Source organism: Cyclobacterium sediminis (assembly GCF_054781075.1).
Window position 1 is genome coordinate 203,855 of sequence record NZ_BAAGVC010000018.1, and the last position, 20,457, is coordinate 224,311.

18 protein-coding genes are annotated in these 20,457 nt (G+C 38.5%); 13 read left to right on the top strand and 5 right to left on the bottom strand.

Going from position 1 to position 20,457, the window contains the following annotated elements:
* From aroC to ACYVHJ_RS16355, 4 genes are all read left to right on the top strand, one after another.
* The gene (aroC, locus tag ACYVHJ_RS16340; protein ID WP_460516728.1) at nucleotides 1-1,077 is read left to right on the top strand and encodes a chorismate synthase; all 1,077 of its coding nucleotides are present in this window, start codon (nucleotides 1-3) and stop codon (nucleotides 1,075-1,077) included.
* Between the two features lie 19 nt (nucleotides 1,078-1,096).
* Entirely contained in the window at nucleotides 1,097-2,422 is a 1,326-nt protein-coding gene (locus ACYVHJ_RS16345) for a dicarboxylate/amino acid:cation symporter (RefSeq protein ID WP_460516731.1), read from the top strand.
* Nucleotides 2,423-2,521: 99 nt separating this feature from the next.
* Complete coding sequence (locus tag ACYVHJ_RS16350) at nucleotides 2,522-3,103, top strand: NifU family protein (RefSeq protein WP_339903515.1); 582 nt, start codon at nucleotides 2,522-2,524, stop codon at nucleotides 3,101-3,103.
* Nucleotides 3,104-3,144: 41 nt separating this feature from the next.
* Nucleotides 3,145-4,209 (top strand): DUF3810 domain-containing protein, encoded by a 1,065-nt coding sequence (locus ACYVHJ_RS16355; protein WP_460516734.1) that lies wholly within the window; start codon nucleotides 3,145-3,147, stop codon nucleotides 4,207-4,209.
* Between the two features lie 134 nt (nucleotides 4,210-4,343).
* Here ACYVHJ_RS16355 and ACYVHJ_RS16360 read toward each other — a convergent pair whose 3' ends face one another.
* Together ACYVHJ_RS16360 and ade are read right to left on the bottom strand one after the other, a co-directional pair.
* Nucleotides 4,344-5,666, bottom strand: coding sequence for a sensor histidine kinase (locus tag ACYVHJ_RS16360; protein WP_460516738.1), 1,323 nt, complete (start codon nucleotides 5,664-5,666; stop codon nucleotides 4,344-4,346).
* A 25-nt stretch (nucleotides 5,667-5,691) separates the two neighbouring features.
* Nucleotides 5,692-7,326, bottom strand: a complete 1,635-nt coding sequence (gene ade / locus ACYVHJ_RS16365; protein WP_460516741.1) for an adenine deaminase — start codon at nucleotides 7,324-7,326, stop codon at nucleotides 5,692-5,694.
* A gap of 120 nt (nucleotides 7,327-7,446) precedes the next feature.
* Here ade and cmk point away from each other — a divergent pair, with 120 nt between their 5' ends.
* From cmk to rffA, 9 genes are all read left to right on the top strand, one after another.
* Nucleotides 7,447-8,163: a (d)CMP kinase gene (gene cmk, locus ACYVHJ_RS16370; protein WP_460516921.1), complete on the top strand. Its 717-nt coding sequence runs from the start codon at nucleotides 7,447-7,449 to the stop codon at nucleotides 8,161-8,163.
* 4 nt (nucleotides 8,164-8,167) lie between these two features.
* Nucleotides 8,168-9,070: a 4-hydroxy-3-methylbut-2-enyl diphosphate reductase gene (locus ACYVHJ_RS16375; RefSeq protein ID WP_339903210.1), complete on the top strand. Its 903-nt coding sequence runs from the start codon at nucleotides 8,168-8,170 to the stop codon at nucleotides 9,068-9,070.
* A 132-nt stretch (nucleotides 9,071-9,202) separates the two neighbouring features.
* Nucleotides 9,203-10,564, top strand: a complete 1,362-nt coding sequence (locus ACYVHJ_RS16380; RefSeq protein ID WP_460516746.1) for an NADH:ubiquinone reductase (Na(+)-transporting) subunit A — start codon at nucleotides 9,203-9,205, stop codon at nucleotides 10,562-10,564.
* 5 nt (nucleotides 10,565-10,569) lie between these two features.
* Nucleotides 10,570-11,772: an NADH:ubiquinone reductase (Na(+)-transporting) subunit B gene (locus ACYVHJ_RS16385; RefSeq protein WP_339903212.1), complete on the top strand. Its 1,203-nt coding sequence runs from the start codon at nucleotides 10,570-10,572 to the stop codon at nucleotides 11,770-11,772.
* Nucleotides 11,759-12,526: an NADH:ubiquinone reductase (Na(+)-transporting) subunit C gene (nqrC, locus tag ACYVHJ_RS16390; RefSeq protein ID WP_460516749.1), complete on the top strand. Its 768-nt coding sequence runs from the start codon at nucleotides 11,759-11,761 to the stop codon at nucleotides 12,524-12,526. The genes ACYVHJ_RS16385 and nqrC overlap by 14 nt, the downstream gene beginning before the upstream one ends.
* Before the next feature lie 27 nt (nucleotides 12,527-12,553).
* On the top strand, nucleotides 12,554-13,237 hold the full coding sequence (locus ACYVHJ_RS16395) for an NADH:ubiquinone reductase (Na(+)-transporting) subunit D (RefSeq protein ID WP_339903214.1): 684 nt from the start codon (nucleotides 12,554-12,556) through the stop codon (nucleotides 13,235-13,237).
* Between the two features lie 13 nt (nucleotides 13,238-13,250).
* Nucleotides 13,251-13,862 carry an NADH:ubiquinone reductase (Na(+)-transporting) subunit E gene (nqrE, locus tag ACYVHJ_RS16400; RefSeq protein WP_339903215.1) on the top strand — a complete coding sequence of 204 codons (612 nt, stop codon included), beginning with the start codon at nucleotides 13,251-13,253 and terminating at the stop codon, nucleotides 13,860-13,862.
* A 110-nt stretch (nucleotides 13,863-13,972) separates the two neighbouring features.
* Nucleotides 13,973-14,584: a DUF502 domain-containing protein gene (locus tag ACYVHJ_RS16405; protein WP_339903216.1), complete on the top strand. Its 612-nt coding sequence runs from the start codon at nucleotides 13,973-13,975 to the stop codon at nucleotides 14,582-14,584.
* Nucleotide 14,585: 1 nt separating this feature from the next.
* Nucleotides 14,586-15,716, top strand: a complete 1,131-nt coding sequence (rffA, locus tag ACYVHJ_RS16410) for a PLP-dependent aminotransferase family protein (RefSeq protein WP_460516754.1) — start codon at nucleotides 14,586-14,588, stop codon at nucleotides 15,714-15,716.
* A gap of 13 nt (nucleotides 15,717-15,729) precedes the next feature.
* On the opposite strand, the gene ACYVHJ_RS16415 is transcribed toward rffA, so the two are convergent.
* The 3 genes from ACYVHJ_RS16415 to ACYVHJ_RS16425 form a co-directional block, all read right to left on the bottom strand.
* Nucleotides 15,730-16,770 (bottom strand): PAS domain S-box protein, encoded by a 1,041-nt coding sequence (locus tag ACYVHJ_RS16415; RefSeq protein ID WP_460516757.1) that lies wholly within the window; start codon nucleotides 16,768-16,770, stop codon nucleotides 15,730-15,732.
* Between the two features lie 175 nt (nucleotides 16,771-16,945).
* The gene (locus ACYVHJ_RS16420; RefSeq protein ID WP_460516760.1) at nucleotides 16,946-19,189 is read right to left on the bottom strand and encodes a PAS domain-containing sensor histidine kinase; all 2,244 of its coding nucleotides are present in this window, start codon (nucleotides 19,187-19,189) and stop codon (nucleotides 16,946-16,948) included.
* A gap of 35 nt (nucleotides 19,190-19,224) precedes the next feature.
* A complete protein-coding gene (locus ACYVHJ_RS16425; RefSeq protein WP_460516763.1) occupies nucleotides 19,225-20,157 on the bottom strand; it encodes an SMP-30/gluconolactonase/LRE family protein in 933 nt (310 codons plus the stop codon).
* Between the last annotated feature and the right edge of the window lie 300 nt (nucleotides 20,158-20,457).

The following is a 20,457-nucleotide window of genomic DNA, read 5'->3' on the forward strand; positions in this document are numbered from 1 at the left end:
ATGCGTAATACATTTGGAAATATATTCACAATTACCACCTTCGGAGAATCACATGGTAGAGGACTCGGAGTGATTATAGATGGCTGTCCGGCAGGCGTTAAGATAGATGAGGATTTTATCAGGACGGAATTGCAGCGAAGGAAACCAGGTCAATCTAAAATAACGACCCAAAGAAAAGAAGAGGACAATTTTGAGATCCTTTCCGGAGTATTTGAGGGACAGAGTACAGGCACACCCATTGCCATGGTCATCTACAATACCGACCAGAAAAGTAAAGACTATTCGCATATTGCAGATAAATTCAGGCCTTCCCATGCAGATTATACTTACCACGAGAAATTCGGAGTAAGAGATTACCGAGGAGGAGGAAGAAGTAGCGCCAGAGAAACTGCTGCCAGGGTGGCTGCAGGAGCTGTGGCCAAACTTTTGCTGGCTAGCTACGGTGTATCAATCAATGCTTATGTAAGCCAGGCCGGGGCAGTTAAATTAGAAAAACCCTACCAAGAATTAGATTTTAGTCAAACCGAGTCAAATATAGTAAGGTGTCCTGATACAGACACAGCTGATCAAATGATTGAACTGATCGATCAGGTCAGAAAAGAAAGAGACACCATAGGAGGAGTTGTAAGCTGTGTGGCAAAAGGCGTCCCTGTGGGCTTGGGAGAACCTGTGTTTGATAGGTTACATGCCGTTTTGGGCCATGCCATGCTAAGTATCAATGCAGTGAAAGGTTTTGAGTTTGGAAGTGGTTTCGAAGGTGTTACCATGAAAGGCTCCCAACACAATGATGCCTTTTATACTGAAGGAGATAAGGTAAGAACAAGGACCAACCACTCAGGAGGCATCCAAGGAGGAATCTCCAATGGTGAAGACATTTATTTTAAAGTAGCTTTCAAACCGGTGGCCACCATCATGCAGGACCAGGAGAGTGTCAATGCGCGGGGTGAAACCGCCACTGTTTCAGGCAAAGGGCGTCACGATCCCTGCGTGGTACCACGTGCCGTACCTATAGTTGAAGCCATGTGTGCCTTGGTTTTGGCGGACAACCTTTTATTAAATAGGTCAAGCAAAATTTAATTTGTACAAATCAATGGGTATGAAAAGAAAAATACCACTGCACACCAAAATAATTATCGGGCTGATTTTGGGATTGTTGGTTGGCTTGGGTGTTGTGAAATTTGGAATCTCTCCGGATTTCATTAATGATTATATCAAGCCAATAGGTACCATTTTCATTACAGCACTTAAAATGATTGCCGTACCATTGGTTCTGGCTTCCTTAATTGTGGGGGTATCCAATCTTGGTGACATTACCAAACTCAGCAGAATTGGAGGCAAAACCATACTGACTTATATATTTACCACAGCTTTATCTGTGTCGGTAGGTCTGCTTTTGGTAAACCTATTCAACCCCGGCAAAAGTCTTCCCTCAGAAACCAGAGAGAAGCTAATGGAACTGTATGATGAAACTGCAGGGAGTAAATCCCAGGAAGCTGAGCAGCTCAAAGAACAAAGCCCTTTACAACCACTGGTGGAAATGGTACCTGAAAATGTTTTTCAAGCGGCTGCAGCCAATGAGATGATGTTGCAGGTGGTGTTCTTTGCAATCATTATGGGGATCGCATTGATTCGAATCCCTAAGGCAAAATCTGCTCCTGTAATTGCTTTTTTTGAAGGCATCAATGATGTCATTATCGAAATTGTAGGCTTTATCATGATTTTAGCGCCCTATGGCGTATTTGCTTTGATGGCCTCATTAATAGTAGAGATTACCGGGGACAACCCCGATTCCGCGGTAGAATTACTCTTATCCTTATTGAAATACAGTGTAGTGGTGATCGGTGGCTTACTATTGATGGTTGTTTTCTTTTACCCCATGATTCTCAAAATCTTCACCAAGGTAAAATACCTGGATTTCTTTAAGGCGCTGCAACCGGCCCAATTACTGGCATTTTCTACCAGCTCCAGTTCTGCGACTTTACCGGTGACCATGAAGCAAGTGGAAGAGGAAATCGGTGTATCCGAAGAAATAAGTAGCTTTGTCTTGCCCCTTGGGGCCACCATCAATATGGATGGCACCAGCTTATATCAAGGCGTAGCTGCGGTATTTATCGCGCAAGCCATGGGTTTTGACCTTAGTCTTAGCCAACAATTGATGATTGTGATGACAGCTACATTGGCCTCCATAGGTACAGCCGGCGTTCCCGGGGCCGGTATCATTATGCTAATCATTGTTCTGGAGTCTATTGGCGTACCTTCGGCAGGAATTGCATTGATTCTCGCACCGGACAGAATTTTGGATATGTTTAGGACCATTGTAAATGTGACAGGGGATGCCATGGTCTGCACAGTGGTGGCATCCACAGAGGGTGAGTTGCCTGATGGGTTGATAAGAAAATCCAATCCACTTACCAATTCTTAAAGCAAAATTTGGGGAATTGTGTAGCATCCGAACCAAGATGTGCCCACTTTCGTTCTAAGACTACAAAGGAAAAAATTAGGAAATAATAAAAAGGATATAATGTTAGAAGCACAAAAAAGACCTGTACACCTGTACATGGAGGCAAACCCAAATCCAAATTCATTAAAATTTGTCGCCAATTTTATGTTGACAGATGATGGGGTAAGTTTTGATTTTCCAGATGAGGAAAGTGCGTCAAATTCTCCCCTAGCTTTGGAATTGTTTAATTTTGCTGCCATTGAAAGGGTATTCATTGCCTCCAACTTTGTAACTGTTACCAAGAAGGGTGACATTCCTTGGGAAGACATTCAGCAACATATTCGAGATCAAATCAAAAATTTTCTTGAAAGTGGCAAACAACCCATCTCCACCCAATTCGATGCTGACCCTCTTTTCGACGAGAATGACAGTGAGGTTGTTAAAAAAATTAAAGGCATACTTGATGAATACATTCGTCCGGCTGTAGAACAAGATGGAGGAGCAATTGTCTTCCATAGTTTTCAAGACGGAGTTGTCAAAGTGCTATTGCAGGGTGCCTGCTCAGGTTGTCCTTCGAGTACCGTTACCTTAAAAGCAGGTATTGAAAACCTTTTGACAAGAATGTTACCTGAGGTAAAAAGTGTGGAAGCTGAGGGCGTTTAATCTTAGGTACATCGCTGCTATTTATACCCTTAATTAGGAGGATGAAGATTGGCAAATGGACAGGTGTATACCTAGGGATAATTGCGCTTTTGTTTAGGTACTTGGCGGCATCATCCCCCTTTCTTACAGAAAAATGGTATACAACCGGCCTTTACCCTTTGGTAAGGGCTCTGCTTGATCACACCCTTCTACTTTTACCTTTTCCTGCGCTTTACCTTTTGTTTATTCTCCTTATCTATTTAGGATATCGCTTTGTTCGGAAGCTTTTCAAGAGGGAAAGCCGAAAGCAAGGCCTTTTCTTGCTTCCCAGGGTTATTTTAAATTTCTTGGGCCTCTTAATTTTTTCCTTTCTGACCCTTTGGGCCTACAATTACTACCGCGTACCGCTTTACCAAAAACTTAAGTTAAGTCCAAGTCCTTTATCTATCGGCTTATTAATTGAAGAAATGGAGACCACGCAACAGTCTCTCCAAAGTTTAAGAGACAAGGTGCAACCCAATTCGAAAAAATGGGCTGATATTCCTGATTTTACTATCCAAAGTGCTTTGATCAGAGATGAAATGAAGTCCATGCTTAGAGAATGGGAGCATGGGGGGAAAGGTTCTCCGGTAGTCAAACAGTTTTACCCCGAGGGCACCTTGAGAAGGCTTGGGATTTTCGGTATTTATTTCCCTTTCACAGGAGAGGCTTACTTGGACCCTAGTCTTCACCCATTAGAAAAAAGTTTTACCATGGCACATGAATTGGCCCACGGATTTGGAATAACAGATGAAGGAGAGGCTAATTTTATGGCTTGGTTGGTTTGCTCAAATAGCTCCCTGCCCTTTTTTCAATATGCTGCAGCCATGAAGCTATTTAGGTATCAGCTCAACGATCTATACAGAATGGATAAGGAGCGTTATAAGGAATTTTTGGCCCAAATACCTGAGTCTATTAAAAAAGATATAAGAGGAATTCAAGCAAGCAACCGGAAAATAGTTCCCTTTTCTTCGGATTTTAGTAGAAGATCCAACGATTTGTATTTAAAATCTCAGGGAGTAAAGGCAGGAGTAAAAAGTTATGCACAACTTCCCATGCTCGTCTATTCATGGAATCTCACGAAATAAAACCTCATTTATATATTATAGGCAAAGCTTAAAGTTGCAGGAAATGCATGATAAGCAGGTGATTGAAAGTATACAAATATTTAGTTTTTATGCGTAATTAAGTTATCAGTTTATCCTTCATTGAAATAAAAGGACTAATTGATCCCTGTAGGTATCACTAGTTTGAAGGTTGAACCAACCCCTTCAGTGCTTTGCACTTCCAATTTCCCACTAAGCTTGTGGGCACTTTGGAAACACATGTGAAGCCCCATTCCCGTTCCTTTCTCCTGCTCGGTACCGTAAGTAGATTTTATATCTTGTTCGAAGATATTTTTTAAACGTTTGGGAGAAATCCCAACTCCATTGTCCGTTATCTGAAGGGTCAATTGTTCTTCTTGAGAATAAATATCAACAATAACATGTCCTCCTGAAGGGGTGAACTTTATGGCATTTTGAACCAAATTCCTAACAATCAGGAGCAGTCTATCTGTCTCTAAATTCAATAAGGGATTTTCATGATAATTGACCTCTAATTCTATACTTTTTTGTTTGGCTATCACCCTTAAGATCTCTACTGTATCTTCGATCAGGTCTTTAATTTTTATTTTCTTTTCCTTTCTAGAGGCATTTTTTATTTCAAAAGAAGACCATTCCAATATATCTTCCATCATTTTATAGGTGTTTTTAGTCGATTTCAGTAATTCTTTTCGTAAGAATTTAATCTCTTCCTCAGTAAGGTCTCCTGAATTAATTAACTCTAAGGTTTGGATGATGGATTGAAGAGGATTTTTTAAATCATGGGAAATAATGGCTATGATTCTGTCTTTTTGGTTATTGGTTTGTTTTAGGTCTTTGTTTATTTTCAATAATGCCACTGTTTTTTCTTTCACTTTTCGTTTCTGGTTCAAAATAAAACGTTTTAAAGCAAACATTATCATGGTAACTCCAAGAATAGAAGCACTATAGGTAAGCAAATGATCCGTTAAAATTTCAAACCGGCTATTATAATTTTCAGGGATCAGTTCCCCATAGTATAACCCAAAGCAATAAAGTAAAAAATAAAACAGTACATTCAAGGTACTCCAGAACGTATAATGCTTTGTATTCACTATAGTAAGAATCAACAAATGAATCAAAGAAAGGATATAAAAAGTAGGGCCAATTATACCATCATTGTGAAAGAAATTGAAGAGTAAAATTGGATAGGTACTAAAACTCGCCAAATAAAATGCTGTTTTAAAGGCATGCTTTACCCTCAAAAGATAAATAAATACAGAAAGGCTGACCACAACTATTAAACAAAGTTTGACCAAACTATAGTTTTGTAACCATAAGTTGATGATCGCCAGAAAAAGAGCAAAACCTATTAAAATAACCAAGGCAACATTAAAAACTTGTATTTCCAGGGATGGACTCTTATCCCAGAAAAACAAATTCTTACCCTGCTTTTTTAACTTTGACAAAAATCCTTTTTTCAAAATTGATTAATTAAAATATTTCCCTTTATCCAAAAACCTTTACAAACTTAAATAGGTCACTATCAAACAATCCTTTGTCACTCAATTTTAAATGGGGGATTACCAATAAGCCCATAAAACTCAAGGTCATAAAAGGTGACTGTAAACCACTGCCAAATTCTTTTGCCAATCTATCTACCTCAATGTAACTACTTGCAACCGAAAATCCATCTGAATTACTCATCAATCCTGCTACAGGCAAGTTCAAAACCTTGCTTCCTTTGGGGCCTACAGCTGATAACCCTCCTTTTTCCTTGATAATTAAGTTGGCAGCTTCAGCCATCAGACTATCGCTTGTGCCCACTACTATGATATTATGTGAGTCATGGGCTACAGATGATCCAATGGCTCCATCTTTTAACCCAAAATTTTTAACCAAAGCTACCGCCGGTTTGACATCAGGCAGGTACCTATTGATGATGGCAATTTTTAGGATATCATTATTAATATCCACCCTAACTTTTCCATCTTTTTCAGGCACTACACAGTCAATCGTTCCGGTGATCAATTGAGAATCCTCCACCACTATCACTTTAGCCTTTCCCCCCTGATGATCCATTTCAAAATCATTGGCAGCAACCGGACAGGCTTTAAAATTATTGATCGGCTCCGTTTTGGTAGACATTATTTTACTTTTCCCTTCTTTGGCTACCAAAATTCCTGAGATATAAGTTTCTAAAACATTGAAATTAATCAAATCTTTCACCACTATAAAATCAGCAGGGTCATGGGGTCTTAATCTACCTACTCCAATATTATAATGCTGAACAGGAGTAATACAGCAAGCCCTTAGCACATTAAAAAGATCTTTCCCTTTATCAATAGCTCTAGCCGCCAACTGATTGATATGTCCTAACAACAGGCTATCGGGATGTTTATCATCTGAACAGAACATTATTTGATCCGGAAATTCATCGATCAAATCTATCAAAGCATCAAAGTTTTTCGCAGCACTTCCCTCCCTAATGGCTATTTTCATGCCTTTTTTGGCTTTAAAGCGAGCCTCTTCCAAAGTTACACATTCATGATCTGTAGAAATACCTGCTTTAATATAATTTGCTGCCTCTTCACCTACTAGTGCCGGCGCATGTCCATCTACAGGTTTACCAATTTTTTTTGCCAATTCAATTTTCCGGAGTACCTCATCGTCTCCCGAAAGCACTCCGGGCCAATTCATCATCTCAGCCAAATAATGAATATCTTTTCGTTTTAAAAGTTTGGCAATGTCGACGCTATTGATTGAGGCACCAGCTGTTTCAAACGGGGTTGCCGGCACACAGGATGGTGCGCCAAAAAAGAACTTGAATGGGGAATGATCACCATTTTCAATCATGAATTCCACTCCTTCAATCCCACAAACATTGGCAATTTCATGGGGATCAGATACAGTGGCTACCGTTCCATGAGTACTTGACAGACGCGCAAATTCTGTAGGTATTAATAGTGAAGATTCAATATGAACATGTGCATCTATGAATCCCGGAAGTATGTATTGATCAGGAGAAGAATCGATTCGATCTATCCTATTGATCTTACCCTCAGACACCTGAACTTCTACAGAATAAATTTCCCGATTTTCAATATCAACAAGTTTACCTTGAAGCGTAAAAACTTTAGACATTCTAACCTAAAAATTAAAATAAAATATTCCATTTTCTTGCTGCAGCTCCTTAAATGATAATAAAAATCAATTCAAATAAAGCTTACTGCCAAGAATACCTATAAATATACTATATTTGCCATTGAAAAGGAAAGCAGTAAGCAATTTCATTTTTCTTTAATGAAAAAAATTATCGTTGCCATCGACGGATATTCAGGATGTGGGAAAAGCACTACAGCCAAAGCTGTAGCTAAGATTCTGCAATATACCTATTTGGATTCAGGTGCCATGTATAGGGCTGTTACCCTATATTTTTTAAGAAATAACACGGATCTTTCCAATACGGAAGAAGTGAATAAAGCCCTTCAAGCCATAAAAATTACTTTCCAATTTAATGAAGCTAAGGGCGTTCAGGAAATTTTTATGAACGAAGAAAATGTGGAAAGTGAAATCAGGGGCATGGAAGTTTCCACCTATGTAAGTCAAGTAAGCAAATTATCCAATGTACGCTTTGCCATGGTAAACATACAAAGACGCATGGGTAGTAAAAAAGGAATTGTAATGGATGGCCGTGATATTGGCACCGTTGTTTTCCCAGAAGCGGAACTAAAGGTTTTCATGACTGCCGACACTACTATACGGGCAGAAAGAAGGCAAAAAGAGCTCTTAGAAAAAGGTGAAAAAATTAGTCTTGATATTGTCAAGCAAAACCTTGAATCAAGAGATAAGATAGATTCAGGAAGATCAGTAAGCCCATTAAAAAAAGCAATAGATGCCGTAGAGATTGATACCAGTTATCTTGAGTTCAAGGAGCAGGTCTCAAGAATAATTGAATTGGCCAAGGAAAGAATGAACTAACTTTATGGAAGTCACAATAGATAAAAATTCCGGATATTGTTTTGGTGTTGAATACGCAATCCAAATGGCAGAAGATGAGATGGAAAGCAGTTCTAAGCTCTATTGTCTTGGAGATATTGTACACAATGCCATGGAGGTGAACCGATTAAGTGATAAGGGTTTAGTTGTAATTGACAGAGAGAATTTAGAAGAATTACATGACTGCAAAGTCTTGATACGGGCCCATGGTGAACCACCGGAGACCTATCGTACAGCCATAAAAAACAATATTGAGCTTATTGATGCTTCTTGTCCAGTGGTTTTAAAATTACAGCACCGGGTAAAAAGTGCCTTTGACAAGATGGAAAGTCAAGATGGCCAAATTGTAATTTATGGTAAAAAGGGGCATGCAGAAGTGATCGGTCTTACCGGCCAAACCCTTGAAAAAGCCATTGTGGTAATGGATGATGAAGATTTGGATCAAATTGACTTTTCCAGACCTGTAACCCTGTTTAGTCAAACAACCAAAAGCACCAAAGGCTTCTACGAGTTGAAAGAGAAAATTGAAGCAAGGATAAAAGAAGCAAGGGGCAGCATGGAGGAAATGGATTTCAATGCCAATGACTCTATTTGCAGACAAGTGTCTAACCGTGAACCACAACTTCAAAAATTTTCAAAAGAAAACGACGTAATCATTTTTGTTGCAGGAAAAAAGAGTTCAAATGGCAAAGCCTTGTATCAGGTGTGTAAGCACATCAATCCAAGGAGTTATTTTGTTGAGAATGAAACAGAGATAAACCTCGATTGGCTCAATTCTGAAGATAAAATTGGCATATGCGGGGCCACATCCACACCAATGTGGTTAATGGACCAGGTAAAAGAGCACATTTTATCTTATAATAAAATCAGTATCAATGCAAACAATTGAGAAACCGTTAAGTTAATTGGGTTTTATCGATAAAAAATAGCTAAATAATCGCCGAATTATCTTCTAATAACTAATGTAATTTATTAGATTTGAGGCGTTTTTCATAGGATCAAAAAGTTTCAAAAATTAAATATGTCAAAACAAGTCAAGCTTAAAAGAGGGTTTGATATACGCCTGGTAGGTAAAGCCGAAAAAAAAGTCGGTGATTATCAACCTGTCAAAACCTTTGCCATCAAGCCCACAGATTTCATCGGAATGCAAAGACCAAAGGTCCTTGTAAAAGAAGGTGATACGGTAAAGGCAGGCACTCCTATTTTATTTGATAAAAAACTGGAAAAGGTAAAGTATGTTGCACCTGTATCAGGAGAAATCATTGAAATAAAACGAGGAGAGAAAAGAAAGTTATTGGAAATAAAAATCCTTGCTGACGGCGAAATTAATTTTGAAAACTTTGAGAAATTAACCTCTTCAGAAATTAAATCGGCAGGCAGAGATACCATCATTGACAAACTTACTTCTTCCGGTGTATGGCCTCAAATTATTCAGAGACCCTACGGAATAGTAGCAAACCCTGACGACAACCCACGCGCCATATTTATTTCTGGGTTTGATTCTCACCCTTTGGCGCCGGATTATGATTATATACTGAAAGGTCAAAGCAATTATTTTCAGGCAGGAATTGATGCCCTAAAAAAACTTACTGATGGTAAGGTTTATTTAGGTTTGTCTGCTGACAGTAAATCAACTGAATTAGGTGCCATACAAGGTGTTGAAACCACCGCATTTTCAGGCCCTCATCCGGCAGGAAATGTAGGTGTGCAAATCCACAATACCGCTCCAATTAATAAAGGAGAGACTTTATGGACAGTCAACCCTTATGGGGTGGTTCAAATTGGTAAATTGTTAATCAACGGGATTTATGACGCCTCCAAATTGGTGGCCATCACTGGTTCTGAAGTCAAAGCCCCTTCATATGCCCAGACCTATATAGGTAGCTGTGTTGATAGCTATGTAGCGGGAAATACCAAATCCAATCATTTCAGGGTCATTTCAGGAAATGTCTTAACTGGAGAAAAAATAAGCCAGGAAGGTTATCTGGGCTATTACCAGCACCAAATCACCGTCATCCCTGAGGGTGATTATTATGAATTCATGGGCTGGATGAAACCTACAACAGATAAATTAAGCTTCCATAAAGCACTAGGACTACTCTCTTTTCTATTCCCGAAAAAGGAATATGCTTTGGACTCGAATGTGAGAGGGGAACCTAGAGCATTTGTACAGACCGGGGTTTTTGAAAAGGTTACCCCTATGGATATTTATCCAGTGTATTTGCTCAAAGCCATCATGGCAGAAGATTTTGATGAAATGGAGGAGTTGGGAATTTACGAGGTAATAGAAGAAGATCTTGCTTTGTGTGAATTTGTAGATGTTTCCAAACACCCAGTTCAGCAATTAATTAGAAAAGGTATAGAACTCATTCAATACAGTTAAGAAATATGAAGTTTTTACGAGATCTGTTGGACAAACAGAAACCCTTATTCCAAAAGGGAGGAAAATTGGAAAATCTTTATTACCTGTATGAGGCAGGCGAAACATTTATGTTTTCACCCAACCATACTGCTGCCACAAAAGGCGCTCAGGTAAAAGATGCCATCGACCTGAAAAGGATGATGATTACAGTGGTTATTGCCATGATACCCTGCTTGTTGTTTGGTATTTATAATACCGGCCACTTGCACTATTTGGCAGTGGGTGAAGCTGCCACCTTTGGTGACAAGTTTGTATTAGGGTTAACCTTGGTATTGCCTATTGTATTGGTAGCCTATACTGCCGGGGGTATAGTTGAGGCGGTTTTTGCTGTAGTTAGGAAGCACCCAATCAATGAAGGTTTCTTGGTAACAGGGATGTTGATTCCACTGGTAGTTCCAGCAACAACCCCACTATGGCAAGTTGCTTTAGCAACAGTATTTGCAGTAGTTATCGCCAAGGAAGTTTTTGGTGGAACAGGAATGAATATCTTAAATGTGGCGATGACTGCCAGGGCATTTTTATACTTTGCTTACCCAGCACAAATTTCAGGTGATCAGGTATGGACTTATTTAGGAGACAAGATGCCTGTTGATGGCTTTTCCGGTGCCACGGCCTTAGCAGTTGCTTATCAATCCGGACAAGAAGGAGTAAATGCAGTAACCAATTTGGCCAGTCATAACTCAGTATTGATGGACAATATGTTTAGCTTTCAAAATTTGTTCATGGGATTTATCCCCGGATCAATTGGGGAAACATCTACATTGATGGTGCTAATCGGTGCTGCAATTTTAATATTTACAGGTGTAGGTAGTTGGAAAATAATCTTTAGTGGGTTTGTAGGTGCTTACCTTATGGCAGCACTAATGCAGGTCTTGGCGGTAAATGAATTCATGGCCATGCCGGCACATTACCATTTGGTAATGGGAGGCATAGCTTTTGGTATAGTATTCATGGCTACAGATCCTGTTTCAGCCGCTCAGACGGAATCCGGAAAATGGATTTATGGTTTACTTATCGGTGCTCTCACTATTATTATCCGGGTTACCAACCCCGCTTACCCTGAGGGTATCATGCTAGCGGTATTATTTATGAATGTATTTGCGCCGCTTATTGATTATTATGTAGTTAAAGCTAACAAGAAAAGGAGGTTACAACGTGCAACAGTCTAACGCATATATCATTACATTTTCGGTCATTTTGACCGTCGTATTGGGTTTATTATTGTCAGGTACGTCCGAACTATTAAAGCCAATTCAAAAGAAAGCTGAAGAACTTGATACTAAAAAACAAATTCTGGGCGCAGTAATACCTGCTGAACAAATAGCAGAAATGAAGCCGGAGGAAGTAAATGAGTTTTACGCCAGCAGAATTTCTTCAAAGGTAGTCAACCTTAATGGAGAGGAAGTTGAGGAACAAGACGGAGTTGCCGTATCTGCCGAAACAGTAGATGTTGGTAAAAATTATAAAAAAGCTCCTGAAGATAGATTGTATCCTGTGTTTATCTTCTTAGATGAAGGAAGTGAAGATACTGCTCTTGCCTATATATTGCCTGTTTATGGTAGTGGGTTATGGGACAGTATCTGGGGCTATGTGGCCTTAAAAACCGATATGGACACCATTGAAGGGGTAACACTGTCACATGCAGGTGAAACCCCTGGGTTGGGTGCCAGAATCACTTCAGTAGAAGTGCAGCAACGCTACAAAGACAAAACCATCTATAATGAAGGGGGTGAACTTGTTTCCGTATACATGCAAAAAGGTGAAGGAAAAGATTACTCAGGAGAACCACATAAGGTGGACGGCATGTCCGGGGCAACCATTACAGCTGATGGTGTCAATAATATGCTAAAAAACTACCTTCAGCATTACCAGTCCTATATGGAAAAAATAAAAGAAGGTGGTTCTAAAGTGGCTATGAATTAATTGTAAAAATTTCAATACAAAGAAATTATGAGTACAGAAACCGCTGAAAAAGCAATAAAAGTAAAGGATTCAGAAGCTTTTCTTTCCAAAAGGAGAAAAAAGCTAATTACTGACCCCTTGGTGGACGATAACCCTATCACCATTCAGGTTTTAGGAATATGTTCTGCCTTGGCGGTAACCACGCAGATGCAACCCACCTTGGTAATGGCCTTGTCAGTTGTGTTTGTAATAGTCATGTCAAACCTGACCATCTCCCTTTTAAGAAACAAAATACCAGGAAGGGTAAGAATCATTGTCCAATTGGCAGTAGTAGCAACTTTGGTAACTCTTGTAAATGAGGTATTGAAAGCCTTTGCTTACGATATGTACAAGGAACTATCAGTTTTTGTTGGTCTCATCATTACCAACTGTATTGTAATGGGTCGTTTAGAAGCATTTGCCCTTGGTAACAAACCATATGACTCTATTTTGGATGGATTTGGAAGTGCTTTGGGTTATTCATGGATCATTCTTACCGTCGCTTTCTTCAGAGAATTATGGGGATCAGGAGCTGTTTTTGGCGTACCTGTTTTCGATTATGTCTCCGGATTGTTTGGCGATGACTTCCAGCTTGCCACCAACGGTCTAATGGTATCTCCTGTAGGTGCATTCATTATATTGGGATTGTTGATTTGGGTCCAAAGATCCAAAACAGGATATGTAGAACATTAATTAAACAGGAACAATGGAATTATTTAGTTTAGCAATTAGGTCAATTTTTATTGACAACATGGTTTTTGCCTACTTCCTGGGTATGTGTTCTTTTTTGGCTGTATCCAAAAAAGTAAGTACAGCCTTAGGTTTGGGTGCTGCCGTTATATTCGTATTGACAATTACTGTCCCGCTCAACTGGTTATTGAATGAGTTTGTTTTGAAAGAAGGTGCTTTGGCTTTTCTTGGTGAATCTTTTGCCAATATAGACCTTACCTTCCTCCGATTCATCATGTTTATTGCGATCATTGCTGCCATGGTACAATTGGTGGAAATGGTTGTGGAAAAATTTGCCCCTGCATTGTATGGTGCTTTGGGTATATTCCTTCCATTAATCGCTGTAAACTGTGCCATCTTAGGTGGATCACTTTTCATGGCGCAAAGAGATTATACACTTGCTGAAGCAACTGTGTATGGATTTGGATCAGGAACAGGGTTTTTCCTTGCCATAGTAGCTTTGGCTGCTATCCGTGAAAAATTAAAATACTCCAACGTTCCAAATGGTCTTAAAGGGCTAGGGATCACCATGCTGATAACAGGTCTCATGGGGATTGCATTTATGTCATTTATGGGAATTGATTTATAATATACGGATTCTATCCAAATAGAATATTACATCAAAGAAACCCTGTTCACTCAATAGAGAACAGGGTTTTTTTTTATTTTTAGAGATAATTAACATTAAGCCTGCTCGAGATGTCAGATTTTACTTCTAAACGAATTCTAGGATACTTTCTTAGAGGACTATTATTCGTTGTACCATTCTTTTTGACGGGATATATTATCATCCTGACTGTCCAGTTTTTAGACAATATTATTCCGGTTAATATTCCCGGACTAGGAATATTGGTCATGCTGGTATTTGTTACTCTGGTTGGTTATTTGACGAGTATTTTCATTACAAAGTCCATCTTCGAAGAACTTGAAAAACTTGTATTTAAAATTCCATTGGTAAATATTCTTTACACCAGTATCAAGGACCTTATGTCTGCCTTTGTAGGCGATAAAAAGAAATTCAACACTCCCATAATTGTAAAGCTTTCAGACAATATGTCAAGGCTGGGTTTTATGACTCAGGATGACCTGAAAGTTATAGGACAGGAGGAATTGGTGGCTGTTTACTTTCCCCATTCTTACAATTTCAGTGGCAACCTGTATTTGGTGCCAAGAAAAAATGTGGAAAGACTTTACAATGTCAATAGCACAGAGATCATGAAATTTATCGTTTCCGGAGGCGTATCAGACCTGCACTACATTAAAAACCCAAAGCTTAGCAAGACTCCCAATAAACAGGGAGACACCATTTAATATGTTTTTGATTCCTTTCAATAAACCCTCTATTACAGGAAAAGAATGGGCCTATATACAAGATGCGAGTAAAGAAGGAAGGTTGGCAGCTGATGGGAAATACACTCGGAAATGCCAGTTATTTTTAGAAAAAAGGTATGGCTTTAAAAAGACGTTCCTAACGCATTCCTGTACCCATGCCTTAGAAATGGCTGCACTCTTAATGGACTTGCATCCGGGAGATGAAGTGATCCTTCCCAGTTATACCTATGTAAGCACAGCAAATGCTTTTGTACTCAGGGGTTGTAAACTTGTTTTTGCAGACAGTAGAAGCGATTATCCCGGGATCGATGCAGGAAACTTGGCGGACTTGATTACCGACAAAACCAAGGTCATTGTTGCCGTTCATTATGGCGGAATGGCCTGTGACATGGAGCGACTATTGGCTATCAGCCAAAATCATCATTTATACCTACTGGAAGATGCGGCAGCAGGCATTGATGGCTATTATGTTTATAAAAATCAAGCAAAAAGGCCTATAGGTACTTTTGGCCATTTCGCCACCTTTTCATTTCATGAAACCAAAAATATCAGCTGTGGTGAAGGAGGCATGTTGGTGATTAATGATACCAAATTTATTGAAAAAGCCAATTTGGTTTGGAACAGAGGGACAAATAAAAAAGACTTTGCTTTAGGCAAAGCAAATAAATACGAATGGGTGAGCATTGGCAGTGCTTTTGCCCCTTCAGAGATTAACGCTGCATGGTTATGGGCACAATTGGAGCAAATTGAAGCTATTCAAGCCTCACGAGAAAAAATTTGGCACTGGCACAAAGCCAATTTGCCAATATTACTGGAAAAATTTGATTTAGAATGGATGACAGTCCCAAAGCATGCAGGAAATAATTTTCATTTGTACTATGGACTAGCGAAAAACCTAAAACACAGAGAGCAAGTACTTAACTTCTTGAAACAAAAAAAAATATTGGCTGTATTTCACTACCAAAGTTTGCATTCCAGCCCGTACTATTTAACCCAAAATTCCAAAAAGCTTGATTTGCTGCAAGCCAAAAAATACAGTGAGCAGTTGATAAGGTTTCCTCTATTCAATAATCTTGATACCAACAAGCTAAAGATATTGCTTTTAAATTAACCTCAACAACTTTTTACTTTTCAGGACTGGTATTGTATTTCTCTTTCATTTTGGCCTCTAAACTTACCTTATCCGTTTTCTTAACGATATCTCTGATAATATCATCCAGCTCAACGGCCGAGTCCATAATCATCTGATTATAATTTTCTTTACCGACATCTTCTTCCAAGGTATCTGCTGCCATTACCAAACTCATCAATCTGGCAAGAGGAGCCCTCACCACATGTGATTGCATCCATGCAATCTCTTGTAGCCGTTTGTTTTGATCTTCAATGGCCTTGATATACCGCATACGCTCGGTAATGTCATTGGCCAGTACCACTTCTGCTCTGACCCCTTCATGAACGATTAAATTACTTTTTATTTCAACTGTAATGATTTCCCCATTCTTTTTTAGGTGGTTAAAAATTTTAGGCTCTCCTTTAAATCTGCCTTCCCTGATACTGGAAATCATTTTCACCAATCTGGGGACTTCGGACTCGGGACGGATCTGTTTGAGATCCATTTTCAAAAACTCTTCCTTTGAATACCCATAATGATCAACAGCCGCCTTATTGACATCAATAAACGCCAATGTATTTAGGTTATAAAGGTACATGGGCTGAGGGCTAAGGTGAAACAATTCCTTATATCTTAACTCAGAATGCTTAAGCTGTCTGGAAATCCTATATCTACCAATGCTATAAATTATACTCTTGTAAAGAGAGGTAGGAGTCAACTCATCCTTCAATAGGTAATCCGAAACACCTAAGGAAAGTGATTTCATGCCAAATTCTATATTGGAATAGCCGGTTAAAACTACAATACTAACATCTTCCGCAAGCTCTTTAACCTTTAAAATCAATTCCTCACCTTGTAAATCCGGTAAAGTCAAATCTAAGATGATTGCATCATAATGATGATTCTCATTAATTAATTTTTTTTGAGCCTCTTCAAAGGTATTTGCAACAGTAAGTTTGAGGTTAAGGATTTTTTCATGGAGGTATTCTTCTATCAATAAAATATCTCCCAAATTATCCTCAACTAACAATAAATGATACCCTTCTTGATCCATTTCAAAATTTTCTAAAAATATAATTAATCCTAGGCTCCCAACTCCTTATACAGATTGAAATCAATTGTGTTATTAATAACGCCAATTCTTGCAATAAATACAATCAATGTACTTGGTATCTACCAATAAATCTGTAATTGGAATAAATATGATCCAACTACAACCCTTGTCTGAGTTAGATAATCTTTTTCGGAACAGTAAAGTAAAAAGTAGACCCTACACCTTCCTTGGAATCAAAACTAATCTTACCCCCTAAGTTTTCAATAATTTTCTTGCACATTGCCAAACCTATGCCGGAACCCGAATATTCACTTTTGCCATGTAGCCTAGAAAAAAGGATAAATACCTTGTCTTGAGATGTTAAAGGAATTCCTATACCATTGTCTTGTACAGAAAATTCCCATAATTCCTCCTTCTCCTTTGCAGAAATCTTAATCCTAGGTTTAGCGCCTTTGGATTGGTATTTTAAAGAATTGTTTATCAAATTAAGGAAAACCTGATTAATCGGAGAGGCCGGAACCTTCAATTTGGGCATGGATCCAATGGAAATTTTAGCTTCTTTTTGTTCTATTAAGGTTTTCTGCAGGTTCAATACATTAGAAATGATTTCTCCAATATCTGTTTCTTTCAATATTTCTCCTTCTCTCCCCACCCTGGAATAGGTAAGTAAGTCCATGATTATATTTCTCATTCGAGATGCACCATCCACCACAAAGTGCATGTACTGTAATCCTTTTTTGTCCAATATAGGAGAATATTTCTTCTCCAATAAATTTACAAATCCGGTGATCATTCTTAATGGTTCTTGCAAATCATGGGAAGCGATATAAGCAAACTGTTCCAACTCTTGATTGGATTGTTCAAGCGCTTTTGCCTTTTCGGTAAGTTCAGTGTTTAGGTTCATTAAGATAGCCTCCTCTTTCTTTCTTTCCGTAACGTCTCTGGTCATTCCTACTAAGCCAACAATTTTATTGGATGCATTTTTAAGTGCAACTTTGCTGGTAAGAATCCACCGCAATTGCCCCTTTCTGTCAATAAAGGATTCCTCAATATTTTTAACTGCCTGTCCTTCTAACATAACATGACGGTCAATTACGGTCATCTTTTTGGCTACTTCATAGGAAAAGTAATCAAAAACTGTCTTTCCTAAGGTTTCTTCTTCAGTTTCTGCCCCAAGAAAATCTTGATATTGGCTTTTATTGTTAATAATATGCCTGCCCATAAGGTCTTTGACATATATCCGAATCGGCAAATTGTCTATGATAGACCTCAATAGAAATCGCTCTTTAAATAAGGATTCCTCTGCTTTATGTTTTTCCGTTATATCATAGCCTACCCAAATGTATTGGTAGGTTTTATCTCTATTGTCCTTAAAGGGAGTAATTACAGTATCAATCCAAAAAACACCCCTTTGTTTTTTAATTCCTTTGAGCTCTCCGCGCCACATTTCCCCATTAGAAACTGCTAACAGGCATTCTTTTAAGGCCTGATTTTCCTCGTAAATAGCTGTAGGAGATGCCTTGGAAAGTTCTTTCGCTTCATATCCCGAAACCTCTAAAAATTTCCGGTTAAGGTAATCTATCTTCTTACTTTCATTTAGAATAAGCACCATACATGATTCATCCAAGGCAAACCTGTAATCGGAAAGCTCCTTTATACTATTTACTAGCTGGTCCTCAGCTTCCATTTGACTGGTAAAATCGGCTACCTGCTCAATCATGCATGGCCTACCATTAATTACCAGAGGTTTGCTTTGCATTTTTGCAAAAAAGCTTTGCCCGGATTTAATGAAATGCTTGCATACCCTATGTTGAACTTCTTCATCATTTATCCCTGGACCAGTATTACAATGATTGGTAACGTATTCTTTATTTTGAACAATATCACTTATTAATAAACTTAAAAAAACTTCTTTGGTATAACCGTATTTTAAAATAGCCTCCTGATTGCAATCAATTATTTTCTGGCTACCACAATCCCAAATAATTATGGGCATGGGATTAGACTCAAATAGGTCCTTATAAATATTGGCTAAAGAGGATTCAACTACCGGCTTCTTGTCGATTGTACCAACGCGTTCCACCGTTCCTACGCACCTCAGCCTGTCATCCTTAGTATTTAAAACCTTGCCTTTAAGCCGTATGCTGCCCTGATTATTAAAATTAAAAATTTCATCAAAACCAATATTTTGGCTAATTAGCCTATGAAAGAGTTTTTGAATTAAGGCTTTTTCAGGTTCAGAAAAATGTTCAGCAAAATGAGAAATGGGCCCCGATTTAGCAAAATCAAGGCCCAGAATTTTTTGCCCCACGGGCGAAAATCTCAAGATTAGACTGGTAGGATCAAGTTCCCAAGCACCAACATCACAGGATACCAATACTTCAGACCAATTTAGATTTTCTTCCTCGTGAGCTGTCATTTCACATTATTCCTCCTAAATGGGATAATAAAAAATTATTTCCTAAATGCTCTCCCGGGCTTTTCTACCAGAAAAGAATCAATATTACCATTGTCTTGCAATGTCACATAGGCTGTCTTACCGTCCACTCCCCCAAACGCAATATTTGAAGGCTTTTCTCCGGACATTTTTATCTCTTTGAGAAATTCACCTTCTGGTGATAGCTTCACCACAGTACCTTTGCCATGTCTGGTTACATAAAGGTCTCCATCTACGTCTACGCGCATGCCATCCATTCCAAAATCCTCAAAGGTGTGGATCAATCTCTTGTTTGAGATCTCCCCCGCTTCATTTAAGTCATATGCCCAAACATTTCGTTGTACAGATTCATTGACATACAAGGTCTTGTTATCTGGGCTAACTTCAATTCCATTGGTTGTACCCATATCTGCCTCTAACAATACAAATTGGCCATCAAGTCCAACTCTCCAAATTTGACCGGTACTTTCTTTCCAATTGGGATCGCTGGCAAACACGATATCGTTGTCCATAATGGCAATGTCATTAGGCTGATTTAACTCATCATGGTGCGCATAAACAGATATTTCTAAGGATTTCATGTCTACTTTCAACACATTGTGCCCGGTGTAATCAGCAATCAACATTTCTCCTTTGCTATTGAACCGGATACCATTTCCCGTACTCCCTTCAGGAAGGGTAACAAACAGCGATGCTTTGCCATCAGGAGTAACTTTACCTATGGTTCCTTCATTGCCAAAATTTACTACATAGAGATTTCCATCTTTATCTACCGCAGGACCTTCAATCCCCCCGGTAAATTCATTATTGCTTGTAAATGGTTGACTTACATACAAGTTTTCTTCTGTTTTCATTTCCTTACTTTCAGTTTTGGATGAATTTGATGAGCAGGCTCCTACAGCAACCAATAATGCCAAAAGGAACATGTGATTAACAATACTTCTTATCATTTTTTATTATAAAGGTAAGTACTAAAAATATGGGTAATTTTTAATGATCACAAGCTTTCAGACAAATTAGATAAGATCGTATACCAATCAATTTATTAATTTTTTCTAATTCATTATACATAATAAACCAATTTAATACTACTAAAATCCTAATGATCAAACAATCTAAAGTCAAAATTAAAGGCTTGATGAAAGACAGTTAAACTTTCTAAATAAGTTAAAGCTAAAAATTCGAAAACCACCCTAAAAAAACACTACTATCAAAACTCAAGACGGTTTTTCTCAGAAAAGGGACAAAAT

Excerpts from the sequence above, each read along its gene's own strand:
- ACYVHJ_RS16355 (WP_460516734.1), top strand. The coding sequence starts at position 3,145 with ATGAAGATTGGCAAATGGACAGGTGTATACCTAGGGATAATTGCGCTT.
- ACYVHJ_RS16405 (WP_339903216.1), top strand. The coding sequence starts at position 13,973 with ATGTCAGATTTTACTTCTAAACGAATTCTAGGATACTTTCTTAGAGGA.
- aroC (WP_460516728.1), top strand. The coding sequence starts at position 1 with ATGCGTAATACATTTGGAAATATATTCACAATTACCACCTTCGGAGAA.
- nqrE (WP_339903215.1), top strand. The coding sequence starts at position 13,251 with ATGGAATTATTTAGTTTAGCAATTAGGTCAATTTTTATTGACAACATG.
- ACYVHJ_RS16375 (WP_339903210.1), top strand. The coding sequence starts at position 8,168 with ATGGAAGTCACAATAGATAAAAATTCCGGATATTGTTTTGGTGTTGAA.
- ACYVHJ_RS16415 (WP_460516757.1), bottom strand. The coding sequence starts at position 16,770 with ATGGATCAAGAAGGGTATCATTTATTGTTAGTTGAGGATAATTTGGGA.
- rffA (WP_460516754.1), top strand. The coding sequence starts at position 14,586 with ATGTTTTTGATTCCTTTCAATAAACCCTCTATTACAGGAAAAGAATGG.
- ACYVHJ_RS16425 (WP_460516763.1), bottom strand. The coding sequence starts at position 20,157 with ATGATAAGAAGTATTGTTAATCACATGTTCCTTTTGGCATTATTGGTT.
- ACYVHJ_RS16420 (WP_460516760.1), bottom strand. The coding sequence starts at position 19,189 with ATGACAGCTCACGAGGAAGAAAATCTAAATTGGTCTGAAGTATTGGTA.
- ACYVHJ_RS16380 (WP_460516746.1), top strand. The coding sequence starts at position 9,203 with ATGTCAAAACAAGTCAAGCTTAAAAGAGGGTTTGATATACGCCTGGTA.
- ACYVHJ_RS16395 (WP_339903214.1), top strand. The coding sequence starts at position 12,554 with ATGAGTACAGAAACCGCTGAAAAAGCAATAAAAGTAAAGGATTCAGAA.
- ACYVHJ_RS16345 (WP_460516731.1), top strand. The coding sequence starts at position 1,097 with ATGAAAAGAAAAATACCACTGCACACCAAAATAATTATCGGGCTGATT.
- ade (WP_460516741.1), bottom strand. The coding sequence starts at position 7,326 with ATGTCTAAAGTTTTTACGCTTCAAGGTAAACTTGTTGATATTGAAAAT.
- ACYVHJ_RS16350 (WP_339903515.1), top strand. The coding sequence starts at position 2,522 with ATGTTAGAAGCACAAAAAAGACCTGTACACCTGTACATGGAGGCAAAC.
- ACYVHJ_RS16385 (WP_339903212.1), top strand. The coding sequence starts at position 10,570 with ATGAAGTTTTTACGAGATCTGTTGGACAAACAGAAACCCTTATTCCAA.